The 15,282-nt window shown below is 63.0% G+C and carries 14 protein-coding genes; 2 read left to right on the top strand and 12 right to left on the bottom strand.

The window, feature by feature from the left end:
* Nucleotides 1-6: 6 nt before the first annotated feature.
* From pgi to dksA, 11 genes are all read right to left on the bottom strand, one after another.
* Complete coding sequence (gene pgi / locus V7787_RS43245) at nucleotides 7-1,671, bottom strand: glucose-6-phosphate isomerase (protein ID WP_104887043.1); 1,665 nt, start codon at nucleotides 1,669-1,671, stop codon at nucleotides 7-9.
* A 208-nt stretch (nucleotides 1,672-1,879) separates the two neighbouring features.
* Nucleotides 1,880-2,743 carry a pantoate--beta-alanine ligase gene (panC, locus tag V7787_RS43240; protein WP_336093811.1) on the bottom strand — a complete coding sequence of 288 codons (864 nt, stop codon included), beginning with the start codon at nucleotides 2,741-2,743 and terminating at the stop codon, nucleotides 1,880-1,882.
* Nucleotides 2,740-3,540 (bottom strand): 3-methyl-2-oxobutanoate hydroxymethyltransferase, encoded by an 801-nt coding sequence (gene panB, locus V7787_RS43235; RefSeq protein WP_003249992.1) that lies wholly within the window; start codon nucleotides 3,538-3,540, stop codon nucleotides 2,740-2,742. Before panB ends, panC begins: the two co-directional genes overlap by 4 nt.
* A gap of 262 nt (nucleotides 3,541-3,802) precedes the next feature.
* Nucleotides 3,803-4,282, bottom strand: a complete 480-nt coding sequence (gene folK / locus V7787_RS43230; RefSeq protein WP_104887044.1) for a 2-amino-4-hydroxy-6-hydroxymethyldihydropteridine diphosphokinase — start codon at nucleotides 4,280-4,282, stop codon at nucleotides 3,803-3,805.
* Entirely contained in the window at nucleotides 4,279-5,661 is a 1,383-nt protein-coding gene (locus tag V7787_RS43225; protein ID WP_020191715.1) for a polynucleotide adenylyltransferase PcnB, read from the bottom strand. Before V7787_RS43225 ends, folK begins: the two co-directional genes overlap by 4 nt.
* A gap of 170 nt (nucleotides 5,662-5,831) precedes the next feature.
* A complete protein-coding gene (locus tag V7787_RS43220) occupies nucleotides 5,832-6,164 on the bottom strand; it encodes a hypothetical protein (protein WP_198747989.1) in 333 nt (110 codons plus the stop codon).
* A 464-nt stretch (nucleotides 6,165-6,628) separates the two neighbouring features.
* Complete coding sequence (locus V7787_RS43215; RefSeq protein ID WP_064491446.1) at nucleotides 6,629-8,071, bottom strand: sigma-54-dependent transcriptional regulator; 1,443 nt, start codon at nucleotides 8,069-8,071, stop codon at nucleotides 6,629-6,631.
* A 4-nt stretch (nucleotides 8,072-8,075) separates the two neighbouring features.
* On the bottom strand, nucleotides 8,076-11,051 hold the full coding sequence (locus V7787_RS43210) for a sensor histidine kinase (protein ID WP_010955345.1): 2,976 nt from the start codon (nucleotides 11,049-11,051) through the stop codon (nucleotides 8,076-8,078).
* Nucleotides 11,035-11,211 carry a hypothetical protein gene (locus tag V7787_RS43205; RefSeq protein ID WP_003250005.1) on the bottom strand — a complete coding sequence of 59 codons (177 nt, stop codon included), beginning with the start codon at nucleotides 11,209-11,211 and terminating at the stop codon, nucleotides 11,035-11,037. The genes V7787_RS43210 and V7787_RS43205 overlap by 17 nt, the downstream gene beginning before the upstream one ends.
* A 245-nt stretch (nucleotides 11,212-11,456) precedes the next feature.
* On the bottom strand, nucleotides 11,457-12,344 hold the full coding sequence (gene gluQRS / locus V7787_RS43200; RefSeq protein ID WP_064491453.1) for a tRNA glutamyl-Q(34) synthetase GluQRS: 888 nt from the start codon (nucleotides 12,342-12,344) through the stop codon (nucleotides 11,457-11,459).
* A 63-nt stretch (nucleotides 12,345-12,407) separates the two neighbouring features.
* Nucleotides 12,408-12,854 carry an RNA polymerase-binding protein DksA gene (dksA, locus tag V7787_RS43195; protein ID WP_003250009.1) on the bottom strand — a complete coding sequence of 149 codons (447 nt, stop codon included), beginning with the start codon at nucleotides 12,852-12,854 and terminating at the stop codon, nucleotides 12,408-12,410.
* A gap of 210 nt (nucleotides 12,855-13,064) precedes the next feature.
* Here dksA and V7787_RS43190 point away from each other — a divergent pair, with 210 nt between their 5' ends.
* Nucleotides 13,065-14,237 carry a pyridoxal phosphate-dependent aminotransferase gene (locus V7787_RS43190; RefSeq protein ID WP_336093807.1) on the top strand — a complete coding sequence of 391 codons (1,173 nt, stop codon included), beginning with the start codon at nucleotides 13,065-13,067 and terminating at the stop codon, nucleotides 14,235-14,237.
* Nucleotides 14,237-14,950 carry a DNA/RNA nuclease SfsA gene (sfsA, locus tag V7787_RS43185; protein ID WP_004575787.1) on the top strand — a complete coding sequence of 238 codons (714 nt, stop codon included), beginning with the start codon at nucleotides 14,237-14,239 and terminating at the stop codon, nucleotides 14,948-14,950. Before V7787_RS43190 ends, sfsA begins: the two co-directional genes overlap by 1 nt.
* Here the strand turns inward: sfsA and V7787_RS43180 are convergent.
* Nucleotides 14,940-15,257: a Rieske (2Fe-2S) protein gene (locus V7787_RS43180; protein ID WP_198747990.1), complete on the bottom strand. Its 318-nt coding sequence runs from the start codon at nucleotides 15,255-15,257 to the stop codon at nucleotides 14,940-14,942. The genes sfsA and V7787_RS43180 overlap by 11 nt on opposite strands.
* Nucleotides 15,258-15,282 lie beyond the last annotated feature (25 nt).

Below are 15,282 nucleotides of genomic sequence, written 5' to 3'. Positions count from 1 at the left end.
TTCGGATCAACCGCGGTGACGGCCGCGGAAGTAGTTGATCAGGCCTTGGGTAGAGCCATCTTCGGCACTGTCTTCCAGGCTACCGACCAAGCGCTGGTAAACGCCCTTGCCCAGTTCCTTGCCCAGCTCGACGCCCCACTGATCGAAGGCGTTGATACCCCAGATAACGCTCTGTACGAACACCTTGTGCTCGTACATCGCCACCAACGCGCCCAGGCGGCGCGGGCTGATGCGCTCGACCACCAACGTGTTGCTCGGGCGGTTACCCGGGATCACCTTGTGCGGGGCCAGCTTTTCGATGTCTGCTTCGTTGAGGCCTTTAGCGCGCAATTCGGCTTCGGCTTCCTCGCGGGTTTTGCCCAGCATCAGCGCCTGGCTCTGCGACAGGCAGTTGGCGTACAGCCACTGGTGGTGGTCGGCCACCGGGTTGAAGCTCACCACCGGCACGATGAAATCGGCCGGAATCAGCTGGGTGCCCTGGTGCAGCAACTGGTGGTAGGCATGCTGGCCGTTGCAGCCCACGCCGCCCCAGATCACCGGCCCTGTGTCGGTCTTCACCGGGGTGCCGTCTTGCAGCACGCTCTTGCCGTTGGATTCCATGTCCAGCTGCTGCAGGTGCTTGGTGATGTTGCGCAGGTAGTGGTCGTACGGCAGGATCGCGTGGCTATTCGCGTCCCAGAAGTTGCCATACCACACGCCCAGCAGGGCCAGTAGCACCGGCATGTTCTTGTCGAACGGTGCGGTCTGGAAGTGCTGGTCCATGGTGTAGGCGCCGGACAGCAGTTCCTTGAAGTTGGCAGTGCCGATGGCCAGGGCGATCGGCAGGCCGATGGCCGACCACAGCGAGTAGCGCCCTCCCACCCAGTCCCACATCGGGAAGATGTTTTCTTCGCGGATACCGAACGCTACAGCAGCGGCCTTGTTGCTGGATACGGCAATGAAGTGGCGGTACAGCTCGGCTTCCGAGCCGCCTTGGGCCAGGTACCAGGTCCGCGCGGCCATGGCGTTTTTCAGTGTCTCGAGGGTGTTGAACGACTTCGACGAGACGATGAACAGGGTGGTTTCGGCGCGCAGGTTGGCCGACAGCTCGTGAAACTCGCTGCCGTCGATATTGGCCAGGTAGTGGCAGCGCACGCCGCGCTGGGCGTAGGGTAGCAGCGCTTCGGAAACCAGCTCGGGGCCGAGGAACGAACCGCCAATGCCAATGTTGACCACGTCGGTGATCGGCTTTTCGCTGTAGCCGCGCCACAGGCCATCGTGAATGCGACCAACCAGTTCGGTAATCTGGTTGAGCACCTTGTGCACTTCCGGCATGACGTTCACGCCGTTGACGCTGAGTTTGTCACCTACAGGCCGGCGCAAGGCGGTGTGCAGCACCGGGCGGCCTTCGGAGGCGTTAATGATCTCACCACCGAACATCGACTTGATGGCGTCCTGCAGGCCCACTTCATTGGCCAGGTTGACCAGCAGATCGCGGCTTTGCTCGGTGATCAGGTTTTTCGAGTAGTCGAGGAACAGGCCGCAAGCGCTGAGGGAAAACTGGTCGAAGCGCTTGGCATCGGCGGCGAAGGCTTCGCGCATGCTGAAGCTTTGCATGGCGTCGCGGTGTTTCTGAAGCGCCTGCCAGGCGGGCAGGGCCGTCACATCGTGGGGTGTACGGTAATACGCCATTGCGCGGGGTTCCCTTGGTGCGTGGTGAGGGCTTGGACACGGCAGTCGTTGCCGGGTTCAGGCTGGCACCATTATAGGCAAAGGCCACGTGCTGGGAATGGGTATGGCAGGGGGATTTTGGTGGGGCATTGCAAGCAAGCCCGCCCCTACAGATAAACGCGCAGGAGCGGGCTTGCCCGCGAATGGGCTGCAAGGCAGCCCAAGACCGTTATGCGGTCTTCTCTTCCAAATGCAGGTAGAGGTTGTCGATCAACCGTGTGTTACCCAGGTAAGCTGCCGCAATCACCACCAGGTCTCGATCATCGATTACTGCCGGGCGCAAACTTACGGCATGGCGTACTTCCAGGTAATCCGGACGGAAACCCGCTGCGCTCAGTTGCGCCTGGCCTTCAGCGACCAGCGCGGCAAAATCCCGCTGGCCACGGCCGATGCCCGCTGCAATGTGCTGCAGTGTGCGGTACAGCGCTGGCGCAGCAGTACGCTGCTCTGGCGTGAAGTAGCCATTGCGCGACGACAGCGCCAAGCCATCTTCGGCACGCACGGTGGGTTCGCCGATGATCTGGATCGGCATGTTCAGGTCGCGCACCATGGCGCGGATCACCGCCAACTGCTGATAGTCCTTCTCGCCGAACACGGCAAGGTCTGGCTGGACCATGTTGAACAGCTTGTTCACCACGGTGGCCACACCCTCGAAATGCCCAGGCCGGCTGGCGCCGCACAGGCCTTCGGAAAGCTGGGGCACGCTGACGCGGGTTTGCACGCTCATGCCGTCGGGGTACATCTCTTCCACCGTGGGTGCGAACAGCAGGTTGCAGCCGGCCTGCACCAGGCGCTCCTGGTCGGCTGCCAGGGTGCGTGGGTATTTGTCGAGGTCTTCGTTGGCGCCGAACTGCAGCGGGTTGACGAAGATACTGGCGACCACGAAGTCGGCGCGCTGGGCAGCCTTGGTTACCAAGGCCGCATGGCCGCTGTGCAGGTTGCCCATGGTCGGCACGAAACCGATGCGTTTGCCCTCACCGCGCGCGCGGGCCACTGCCGCGCGCAGTTCGCGGACGGTCTTGACTGTATTCATGCACTGAACCCGTGTTCGCTGCCTGGGAAACTGACTTGCTTGACCGCCTCGACGTAAGCGACGAGGGCGCTATGGATATCCGGTTGGCCCTGCATGAAGTTCTTCACGAACTTCGGTACCCGGCCGCTCAGCGACAGGCCGAGCATGTCGTGCAGTACCAGTACCTGGCCATCGGTGGCGCTGCCGGCGCCAATGCCGATTACCGGGATGCCAACGGCATTGGTGATTTCCGCCGCCAGTTCGCTGGGTACGCACTCGAGCAGCAGCATGGCCGCACCGGCCTGTTCCAGGGCAATGGCGTCGGCGCGCATCTGCCGGGCCTGGGCCTCCTGGCGGCCCTGCACTTTGTAGCCGCCCAGCACGTTGACGGTTTGCGGGGTCAGGCCCATGTGCGCGCACACCGGCACACCACGTTCGGCCAGCAAGCGGATGGTTTCGGCCAGCCAGGCTGCGCCTTCGATCTTGACCATGTGGGCGCCGGCCTGCATCAGTGTGGCGCTGTTGGCAAAGGCCTGCTCGGGGGTGGCGTGGGCCATGAACGGCAGGTCGGTGAGGATCAGCGCGCCGTCGTTGCCGCGTTTGACGCTGGCGGTGTGGTAGGCCATCTCCGCCGTGGTGACCGGCAAGGTGCTGTCGTGGCCCTGCAGGACCATCCCCAGCGAGTCGCCCACCAGCAACACTTCAACGCCAGCCTGGCTGGCGGCCTTGGCGAAGGTCGCGTCGTAGCAGGTCAGCATGGTGATTTTTTCACCCTTGGCCTTGAGGCCGTTAAGGGTGGTAAGGGTTACTTCAGGCATGTAGGAAATTCCTCGTTCAGGCGCTGTAAAAAACGACTGCATTCAACGCGTGTAGTCATCTTCCGGAGCGGCACATCATCGCGCGTGATGTTCGGGCACAGGTCCGTCCGGGCCTAAATACGGGTATGCGGCACTTTGGTGCCACACGGGACGCCTATAGTCGTGAGCGAGGTGTGGGAAGTCAATCACCCTGTTACCGCATTGTTACGATCAGGGTGTTACTGGCGTTACCGAGGTGGCGATGCAGGCTGGAACGCCCGGTCTACAGGCGTTCCAGGCCGACGAACGGGCATTCGTCGAGCAGTTGCGCGAGGGCGCGGCCATCGGCCAGGCGGAAATCCCCCGGTACCAGTTCGGCCAACGGATACAGCACGAACGGGCGGGCATGCATGTGGTAATGCGGCACTTTCAGGCGTGGCTGGTCGAGCACCTGGTCACCGAACAGCAGGATGTCCAGGTCCAGCGTGCGTGGTCCCCAGCGCTCTTTGCGCACGCGGCCCTGGTCGTTTTCGATGGCCTGCAGCGCATCGAGCAATGCCAGTGGTGCCAGGGCGGTGTCCAGGGCGGCGACAGCATTGGTGTAGCGCGGTTGGCCGGGCAGCAGCGAATCGCTGGTGTACAGGGCCGAGGCGGCTACCAGGCGCGTGGCTTCGACCTGGTCCAACGCCTGAAAGGCGCTACGCAGCTGCTCGGCAGGTGCGTCCAGGTTGCTGCCCAGACCTACGTAGGCGCGAATGGTCACTCGAACGCCTCGTCGCCACTGCGCTTGCGTTTGCTGCTGCTGCGCTTGCGCTTGCGCGGGCCGGCGCTTTCGTCACGGCTGCCAAGCTCGCGGATCATCTCGCGGCGCTCGCTGTCGTTTGCGTCCTGGTAATCGGTCCACCACTGGCCCAGGTCGTCGGTTTCTTCCCCGGCGCTTTCACGCAGCAGCAGGAAGTCGTAACCGGCGCGGAAACGCGGGTTGTCCAGCAGCATGTCGGCGCGCTTGCCGCTGCGGCGCGGCAGGCGCTCCTGCATGTCCCAGATCTCGCGGATCGGCAGGGTGAAACGCTTGGGGATGGCAATGCGCGCGCACTGCTCGGCGATCAGGTCGTGGGCCGCACCGTTCATGGCCGGGATCGGCGGCACGCCCTGGTTCTGCAGGTGCAGCACACGGGCCGGCAGGGCTGGCCAGAGCAAAGCAGCAAACAGGAAGGCTGGCGTCACCGGCTTGCCCTGCTTCACGCGCAGGTCGGTGTTGTTCAATGCCTGGCTGATCAGCGTGTGGGTGTAGGTCGGCCGCTCGTCCAGCGCGTGGGCACTGGCCGGGAACAGCGGTTCGAACAACTCCAGGTCAACCAGCATTTCGAAGGCGATGGCACCTTGGCCGCTGAGGAACAGCTTGAGGCATTCCTCGAACAGGCGCGCGGGTGGAATCTCGCGCAGCATCGGGGCCAGACCGCGAATCGGCAGGTAAGTGTGCTTTTCGATGCCAAAGTCGAGCTTGGCAGCAAAGCGCACCGCGCGCAGCATGCGCACCGGGTCTTCCTGGTAGCGGTGGGTCGGGTCTCCAATCAGCCGCAGCAGGCGATTGCGCACGTCGTGCACACCGTTGGCGTAATCGAGAATGCGCTCGCTGACCGGATCGTAGTACAGGGCGTTGATGGTGAAGTCGCGGCGTTGCGCGTCCTCTTCCAGAGTGCCGTACACGTTGTCTCGCAGAATGCGGCCACTGGCGTTATGCGACGAACGGTGGGCATCGCCCTGGTCGTCCTCGGAGTGGTGGGCGCGGAAGGTGGCGACTTCAATGATCTCACGGCCGAAATGCACATGGACCAATTTGAAGCGACGACCAATGATGCGGGCGTTGCGGAACTCGGCACGGACCTGTTCGGGGGTGGCGCTGGTGGCGACGTCGAAGTCCTTCGGCGTGATGCCCAGCATCAGGTCGCGGACACAGCCACCGACCAGGTAAGCCTGGTAGCCGGCGCTTTGCAGCCGCTCCACGATGTTCACCGCATGACGGCTGAACTGGTGGCGCTGCAGCGAGTGCTGGCTCTTGTTGATCACCTCGGGCGTGGTGCGCCTGTGGTGCGGGCCCGGTACGGGCGGGCGGAAAGACTGGAACAGCTTCTTCAGCATGGGATGCACTGTGTGAAGGAATGTTCGGCCAAGAATAGGAGAATGGCCGCATGATGGGCGGGGATTCTAGCATTTACTCGGGGAATGGTGTAGGCGGGTAGCAGGATGCCTGCCAGAAGGGTAGAAACGACAAGGGGAGCCTAAGCTCCCCAAGAAGTCGTTGCGTGCTCTTATTGTTTTTTTGCTGGGCTTCTTGTTTTTGTTGAGTGCCCTGCCCACAAATCTCGAAACTTGTGGACGACCCCCAAACCGGGGGTAAAGAGCAAACGGATTGCTTTGGCCGCTGATGACACGTTGATCTGTCGATCCAACCAGTTCAGGCGCTGCTTTAAGTGCAGTTTTTGTTGTTCTCTGCCTGGTTGTGGGGCAAGCCCCAAACACGCATCCTCTCCAAAAGAATCAGTTAGCTGCGCCTCCGCCATCTTGTTTTTATTGTGCGTGAGCCGTTTCGTCTTGTTCTTATTCTGAGTTGCAGTGCTTGTTATTGTTCTTGTACCAAACATATAGCAGGTGCCGTGCCAACTTTTCAAAACTCAATAAAATCAAGGGGTTGAGCGGGTTCTGCAGTTTTTGGCAGGTCGAAAATGTCGCAATTCCGTTACCGTACGCCTCGGGGACTGTTACGGCGGAAAGCTTGGGTAACAGATTTTTACGGGAGGTGAGGTGTTACCTGGGGTGTTCGCCGTGACACGTTCAGCGCCTGTGAGACCGAGCGCCGCCCGCGCGGCGCTTCGCGGCTAAAGCCGCTCCTACATTTGTTCGGGCCAATTTTTCTGTGGGATTTGCGCGCGAATGCCTTGGCGCATGGCTCGAGATTGCGTCGTACAACAAGGCGGTCGCGCGCGCGTGGCACAGGAGGGACTGGCCCGAAACAAATGTAGGAGCGGCTTTAGCCGCGAAGCGCCGCGCGGGCGGCGCTCGGTCTCACCGACGCCGCATAGGCTGCGACGTGCGGTGCGCAGGTGGGTTATTCGCTGGTAGCGTTGCTCTTGCGCCGTGGGATGCCCAGGCGCTGACGGCGTTCCCACAGGCACTTGCGGCTGACGCCGAGCTTGCGTGCCAATTCGGTCTCGGTCATGTGGTCCTGGTGTTCAAGCACGAAGTGCTGGAAGTAGTCTTCCAGCGACAGGTCTTCGGTCGGCTCGTGGCTGGCATTGCCCCCGTTGGCCACCACCAGGGCATTGTCGAGGATGTCGTCCTCTTCCAGGTCGCTCAGCTCGATGTCGATGCCCAGCAGCTCGGCGGAAATTTCTGCGCTCTCGCTGAGGATCACCGCGCGCTCCACGGCGTTTTCCAGTTCACGCACGTTACCGGGCCAGCTGTAGTGACGAATGGCTTGCTCGGCCTCGGCCGAGAAGTGCAGGTCGTCGCGGCCGATGCGAGCGCTCTGGCGGGCGAGGAAGACGTTGGCGATCTCGTTGACGTCGCTGCCACGCTCGCGCAGGGCCGGCAGCTTCAGGGCGATGACGTGCAGTCGGTAATACAAGTCTTCACGGAACTGGCCGGCCTTGGCCAGGTTTTTCAGGTCGCGGTGGGTCGCGGCGATCAGGCGCACATCGACCTTTTGCGACTGCACCGAACCTACCCGGCGTATCTCGCCTTCCTGCAGCACACGCAGCAGGCGAGCCTGGGCTTCGAGCGGCAGTTCGCCAATTTCATCGAGGAACAGCGTACCGCCATCGGCGGCCTCCACCAAGCCGGCGCGCCCGGCGCTGGCGCCGGTGAACGCGCCTTTTTCGTGGCCGAACAGTTCGGATTCGATCAGCGTTTCGGGGATGGCCGCGCAGTTCACCGAGATCATCGGTGCCTTGGCCCGGCGAGACAGGTTGTGCAGGGCGCGGGCCACCAGCTCTTTACCGGTGCCCGACTCGCCCTGGATCAGCACATTGGAGTCGGTAGGCGCGACCTTGCGGATCTTGCTGTACATGTCCTGCATGGGCTGGCACGAGCCGATGATGCCGATCTCGCCATTGGCCGTTGCCGCGCTGCCTTTGTCGGGCGCTGTAGCCTTGCCATTGCTGGCGCGTGGCTCGGCAGGCGGTGCAGCAGCGGGGGCGTTCTGCCGGTCACGCAGAATACGCGCTACTGCCTGCAGCATCTCGTCGTGGTCGAAGGGCTTGGCGATGTAGTCCACCGCGCCCATTTTCATCGAGTCCACCGCTGAGCGCAGGCTGGCGTAACTGGTCATGATCAGCACCGGGGTGCCCTGGCCGAGCTTGATCAGCTCGGTGCCGGGCGCGCCTGGCAGGCGCAGGTCGCTGACAATGAGGTCGAAAGTGGCAATGCTGAAGCGTTCCTGGGCTTCCTGCACCGAGCCGGCCTCGCTGACCTGGTACTGGTTCCGCTCAAGCAGGCGACGCAGGGCCGAGCGGATGATGGTTTCGTCTTCGACGATCAGAATGTGCGGCATTGATTCAATTCTCTCGACGGTCTCGAATTTCAGGGGACGTCGCTACGACATGCCGGGGCAGGGTCACGCGGATCCGGGTGCCACGTTGCCGTTCGATATCGGCCGGGCTGTCGATGGTGATTTGCCCATAATGCTCTTCCACGATGGAATAGACCAGAGCGAGCCCCAGTCCGGTTCCTTCGCCCGGGTCCTTGGTGGTGAAGAAGGGTTCGAACAGGCGGTCCATGATGTTCTTCGGAATCCCGCTGCCTTCGTCTTCGACGATCAGGTCGACGGTGTGCTCGTTAACCTCGCTGCGCACGCGCACGGCGCTGCCGGGCGGCGAGGCATCGCGGGCGTTGGAGAGCAGGTTGATCAGCACCTGGGCCAGGCGCTGCGGGTCACCTTCGGCCCAATGGTCCGGGTCGCAAAGGTTGAAGAACTGTACTTCGAAATTGCGCCGGTTCAACGCCAGCAGACCGATGGCATCTTGTGCCACTTCAGCCAGGCACACGGGCTCCTCGCTGTTCTGGTGGCTGCCGCCGGCATGGGCGAAGCTCATCAGCGACTGGACGATGCGCGATACGCGCTTGGTCTGGTCAAGGATCTGGCTGGACAACTCGATGATTTCGCCATCGTCTTCGCGTTCCTCGCGCAGGTTTTGCGCCAGGCAGGCGATGCCGGTGATCGGGTTGCCGATCTCGTGGGCCACGCCGGCGGCCAGGCGGCCGATGCTGGCCAGGCGCTCGGAGTGCACCAGCTTGTCTTCCAGTGCCTGGGTTTCGGTAAGGTCTTCCACCAGCAGTACCAGCCCGCTGTTACCGGGGGCCAGTGGCTCGTCGATGGCTGCCTTGTGCAGGTTCAGCCAGCGCGGCTGGCCGTCCAGCGCCAGGCGCTGCTTGTGCAGGTGCTCGTCGGGCACGTTGATGAAGCCTTGCAGCAGGCCGCGCCAAGGCTCGTCGATGGTGACCAGGCGCGAGCCGACCACATGCTTGGCGGCGATGCCGGTGAGCTCTTCCATGGCCTTGTTCCACATCAGGATTTCCTGGTCCTTGGCCAGCGAGCAGACGCCCATGGGCAACTCCTGCAGGGTCTGGCGATGGTAGCGGCGCAAGGCATCGAGCTCGGCGGCCAACCCGGTCAGGCGCGAGTGGTAGTCTTCCAGGCGGCTTTCGATGAAGTGGATGTCTTCGGTCACGTAGTTTTCGTTACCGGACTTGTACGGCAGGAAAGTCTCGACCATGTCCTGGGCCACGCTCGGCCCCATCAGGCCGGACAGGTTGGCTTCGATGCGGTCGCGCAGGCGGCGCAGGGCATAGGGGCGGCGTTCGTCGAACGGCAGGTAGAGGTCGCGCAGCGCTTGCTCGACTTCCTTTTGCGCGGCCTTGGCGCCCAGCGGCTTGGCCAGCTGGGTGGCGAATTCCTGCGGCGAGGCGGCGTGCAGCTCGCGGCGCTGTGGGCGGCGCACGTTATCCACGGCACAGGCTTCTGCCGCGCTGACTTCTTCGGTGCTGGCGTTGGTGAACAGTGAGATCAGGGTGAACAGCAGCACGTTGGCCGCCAGCGAGGCGATGGCTGCCATGTGCCAGCTGGTATCGTCCAGCACATAGATCATGTCCAGCAGCGGGATGTAGAAGCCCTGCAAGTTGCCGAGAAGCGGCAGCAGCATGGTCACCATCCACACCAGGGTGCCGGCCAGCAGCCCGGCGATGAAACCGCGGCGGTTGGCGGTCGGCCAGTAGAGTACCGACAGCACCCCGGGCAGGAACTGCAAGGTGGCGACGAAGGCGACGATGCCCAGGTTGGCCAGGCTCTGGTGGTAGTTCTGGCTCAGGTAGAACATGAAGCCGGCGGTGATGATGGCGACGATCAGTGCACGGCGGGTCCACTTCAGCCAACGGTAGATGTTGCCCTCGGCCGGCGGCTGGTAAAGCGGCAGCACCAGGTGGTTCAGGGCCATGCCCGACAGCGCCAGGGTGGTGACGATGATCAGGCCGCTGGCTGCCGACAGGCCGCCAATGTAGGCCAGCAGTGCCAATGCCTGGTTGTTGGCGGCGATGCCCAGGCCCAGGGTGAAGTACTCGGGGTTGGTGCTGGCGCCCAGGCGCAGGCCGGCCCACAGCACCAGCGGCACGGCAAGACTCATCAGCAGCAGGAACAGCGGCAGGCCCCAGCTGGCGCTGACCAGCGAGCGCGGGTTGAGGTTTTCGGTAAAGGCCATGTGGTACATGTGCGGCATGACGATGGCCGAGGCGAAGAACACCAGCAGCAGGGTGCGCCATGGGCCTTCCTGCAGGGGGGTGTGCAGGGCGGCGAGGGCGGTCTGGTTCTGCAGCAGCCAGACTTCCAGCTCGTGCGGGCCGCCGAATACGCCATACAAGGCATACAGGCCGATACCGCCCAGGGCCAGCAGCTTGATCACCGACTCGAAGGCGATGGCGAATACCAACCCCTCATGTTTCTCGCGCGTGGCGATGTGCCGCGAGCCGAAGAAGATGGTGAACAGAATGATCAGCGTGCAAAAGGCAAAGGCCACCCGGGCCTTGACCGGTTCACCGGTAAGGATGCTGATCGAATCGGCCACCGCCTGGATCTGCAAGGCCAGCAATGGCAGCACGCCAATCAGCATGATGATGGTGGTCAAGGCCCCGGCCCAGGTACTGCGGAAGCGGAAGGCCAGCAGGTCGGCCAGCGATGACAGCTGATAGGTGCGGGTGATCTTGAGGATCGGGTAGAGCAGCACCGGCGCCAGCAGGAATGCGCCAGACACCCCCAGGTAACAGGCAAGGAAGCCGTAGCCGTATTGGTAGGCCAGGCCAACCGAGCCATAGAAGGCCCAGGCACTGGCGTAGACGCCCAGCGACAGGGTGTAGGTAAGTGGGTGGCGAATGATCGAACGCGGGATCAGCCCGCGCTCGCTGATCCAGGCCACGCCGAACAGCACCATGAGGTACCCGGCGCTGATCAGGATCATCTGGGTCAGGCTAAAGCTCATCGGCATCTCGTTGGCTCTGCAGGATGAAGGTGACGACGATCAGGATCAGCCAGAGCAGGTAGGGGCGGTACCAGGCTCCGGTCGGTTCGATCCACCAGTCCATGATGGCTGGGGAGAACAGGTAGATCCCCACGACCAGAAGCAGGACCAAACGATAGATGTACATGCTGGCCTCGATGGTTGGGTGCTACGGGCTTGAACTTATTATTGGCGCAAATGGCAGGGGGGATGCTAGCGGGAATCCACAGCGTTCGCCAAGGGTTTGAATTTACTGGGCTTTTGTTTTTGAGAGGTGGAATGAATGTGCCGGCCTCTTCGCGGGTGAACACGCACCTACAGGTAAAGCGTTGCCTCTAGGTTTATTGAGGACCCTGTGGGAGCGGGCGCGCCCGCGAAGAGACCGGTAAAGTTTCAGCGCAGATCAGCCTCTGGCACGGTGGTCCGCTGCGCGATCGCTTCCGGCCGCCATTGCGTGCGCGCGACTGCCAGCACCTCTGCCGGCGTCGCCAACAGCAGTTCCGGGTCTGTCTTCTGCCCCAGCGCCCGCAATGCCCGCAGCAGCAGGGGGGTAGCATGCTCCGCCTGCAGTGGCGGCGAACGGTACGACTTGCCCAGCTTGTGCCCATCCGGCTGCACGATCAGCGGAATATGCAGGTAACGCGGCTGTGAGAAGCCCAGCAGTTCCTGCAGGTACAGCTGGCGCGGGGTGTTGTCGAGCAGGTCGGCACCACGCACGATGTCGGTAACACCCTGCCAGGCATCGTCCAGCACCACGGCCAGCTGGTAGGCGTACAACCCGTCACGACGCTGGATGACGAAGTCACCCACCTCACGCCCCAGGTGTTGCTGGTACTCACCCTGCACTCGGTCGGTAAAGCGGTAGATCAGCTCCGGCACCCGCAAGCGGATGGCTGCCCCTTCACGGGCATGTCCGGCGTTGCGGCAAAAGCCTGGGTAGATGCCGTTGTAGCTTTCCAGCTGCTTGCGCGAGCAGGTGCATGCGTACGCCAGGCCCATGTTGAACAGGCGGTCTACCACGGCAGCATAGGCATCGTGGCGCTGGCTCTGGAATACCACCTCGCCATCCCAGTGCAGGCCGTAACGTTCCAGCGTCTGGAGGATGGCATCGCGGGCGCCGGGCATCTCCCGGGGCGGGTCGGTGTCTTCCATGCGCAGCAGCCAGCGGCCGTTGACGGCGCGGGCATCGAGCCAGGAGGCGAGGGCGGCGACCAGCGAGCCGAAGTGCAGGAAGCCGCTGGGGGTGGGGGCGAAGCGCCCGATGTAGCTGGAGTCGGTCATGGTCAGGCTGGGCATATAAATGAAACGGGGCGCATGATGCGCCCCGTTCAGGTGGAAGAAAGATCAGCCTTTGCCGACCGTTTTTTCCTTTTTCTCGGCAATTTCCTTGCAGTCGAAGCACAGGTCGGCGGTAGGGCGGGCTTCCAGGCGGCGCAGGCCGATCTCGATGCCGCACGACTCGCACCAGCCGTACTCTTCGTCCTGAATCTTCTGCAGGGTTTTATCGATTTTCTTGATCAACTTGCGCTCGCGGTCGCGGTTGCGCAGTTCGAGGGCGAATTCCTCTTCCTGGGATGCGCGGTCTGCGGGATCTGCAAAGTTGGCTGCTTCTTCTTTCATATGGTCAACGGTCTTGTCGACGCCGACCATCAGCTCTTGCTTCCAGCCAGTGAGGATCTTGGTGAAGTGCTTGCGCATGGGCTCACCCATGTACTCCTCACCCTTGGTCTCCTGATAGGGTGCAACCCCATAAAGATTCTGGTTGGCTTTTTGCTTTTCTAGGGTGGACATGAATAGACCGCCTCTCACTCATCTGATCCAATGCGCAGGATGCTCCATCTCCGGCGACCGCCGGCCCTGCGACTGCGAGCCGCCGAACTTACCAGATAGATCGGGGGTGCGCTACCCCGCCCGATCCTGCTAATTGACACCGGCCTGAGCGGTACGTTCGGTGGTGTGCAGAGGTAGAATCTCCAGTTTAGACCCATTTGAGAGAAGGTCATGGCCCAACCCTACAGTGCGCGCAGCCGCGCCATCGAACCTTTCCACGTCATGGCGCTGCTGGCCCGGGCCAACGAGCTGCAGGCGGCCGGGCACGATGTGATCCACCTGGAAATCGGCGAGCCGGACTTCACCACGGCCGCACCCATCGTCGCGGCCGGCCAGGCCGCGCTGGCCGCAGGGCACACTCGCTACACCGCCGCACGCGGTCTGCCGGCACTGCGTGAGGCAATTGCCGGTTTTTATGGGCAGCGCTATGGCCTGAACATCGACCCGGAACGCATCCTTATTACCCCCGGTGGCTCCGGCGCGCTGCTGCTGGCCAGCAGCCTGCTGGTGGACCCGGGCAAGCACTGGCTGCTGGCCGATCCGGGTTACCCGTGCAATCGCCACTTCCTGCGCCTGGTCGAGGGCGGGGCCCAATTGGTACCGGTGGGCCCGGATGTGAACTATCAGCTGACTGGCGACCTGGTTGAGCGCTACTGGGACAAGGACACCGTCGGAGCCCTGGTCGCTTCGCCGGCCAACCCGACCGGTACCGTGCTGGGGCGCGAGGCGTTGGCCTGCCTGGCCAGAACCACCCACGAGCGGCATGGCCATCTGGTGGTGGACGAGATCTACCACGGCCTCACCTATGGCATGGACGCGCCGAGCGTGCTGGAAGTCGACGACTCGGCATTCGTCCTGAATAGTTTTTCCAAGTACTTCGGCATGACCGGTTGGCGCCTTGGCTGGCTGGTGGCCCCGCCCGGTGCGGTCGCGGACCTGGAGAAACTGGCGCAGAACCTGTACATCAGTGCGCCGAGCATGGCGCAGCATGCCGCGCTGGCCTGTTTCCAGCCCGAGGCGCTGGCCATTTTCGAGGAGCGCCGCGCCGAATTCGCCCGCCGTCGCGACTACCTGCTGCCCGCCCTGCGTGAACTGGGCTTCCGCATTGCCGTCGAGCCGCAAGGTGCGTTCTACCTGTATGCCGATATCAGTGCTTTCGGCGGGGATGCGTTCGCATTCTGCCGACACTTCCTGGAAACCCAGCACGTGGCGTTCACGCCGGGCCTGGACTTCGGTCGCCACCTGGCCGGGCACCATGTGCGCTTCGCTTATACCCAGAGCCTGCCGCGCCTGGAAGAAGCGGTGCAGCGTATTGCCCGTGGCCTGCAGAGCTGGCAAGGCTGATGCGTTTTTCTCCTTCACTCGAGCAGGGCCGCCTGTTGCGTCGCTACAAGCGCTTTCTGGCCGATATCGAACTGGCCAGCGGCGAGCAGATGACTATCCACTGCCCGAATACCGGCTCCATGCTCAACTGCATGCGTGAAGGTGGGCAGGTGTGGTTCAGCCGCTCCAACGACCCCAAGCGCAAGCTGCCAGGGACCTGGGAAATCAGCGAAACCCCCCAGGGGCGGTTGGCCTGCGTGAATACCGGGCGGGCCAATGCGTTGGTCGAAGAGGCCCTGCGCGCCGGTACAATCACTGAACTGGCCGGTTTCACTGCACTCAAGCGCGAAGTGGCCTATGGCGAGGAAGGTAGCCGTATCGACTTTCGCCTGGAGTTCGAGGGTGCCCCGGCCTATGTCGAGGTCAAAAGTGTGACGCTGGGCTACCCCGACACTGCTGTTGCGGCCTTCCCTGATGCGGTGACTCAACGCGGTGCGAAACACCTGCGCGAGCTGGCAAAGCTGGCCCGGCAGGGCGTGCGGGCCGTGCAGCTGTATTGCGTGAACCTGACCGGTATCGACGCTGTGCGCCCGGCTGAAGAAATCGATACGGCCTACGCCCAGGCGCTGCGCGCTGCCGTAGCGGACGGGGTGGAGGTGCTGGCCTATGGCACTCGGCTGGACGCCGAGGGTATCGTCATCGATCGCCGCTTGCCGGTGCTGCTTACCCCTTGAACCAGATGCCCTGGCTGTCTTCGTGGCAGCCCAGGGGCTGCAGCTGCTCACCCTCACAGGGGCCTGCCACGCATTCGCCGCTTTCTATCAGGAACAGGGCTCCGTGATGGGCGCAGTGGATGAGGCTGGCGCTGTCATCCAGAAACGCGTCCTCTGCCCAGTTCAGCGGGATGTCCCGGTGCGGGCAGCGGTTGCGGTAAAGGTACACCTGGCCTTTGCGACGCACGCCGAACAGTTCGAGGCCGTCTACGCTGAAGGCGCGGCTTTGGCCCTCGGCGAGGCCGAGGGATGTACAAAGGAAGTGCATGGCAAGGATGACCCGTGAAACACGT

Source organism: Pseudomonas sp. CGJS7 (assembly GCF_036961695.1).
Note: the sequence above shows the minus strand (reverse complement) of the source record. Positions and strands in the feature narration are given on the sequence as shown.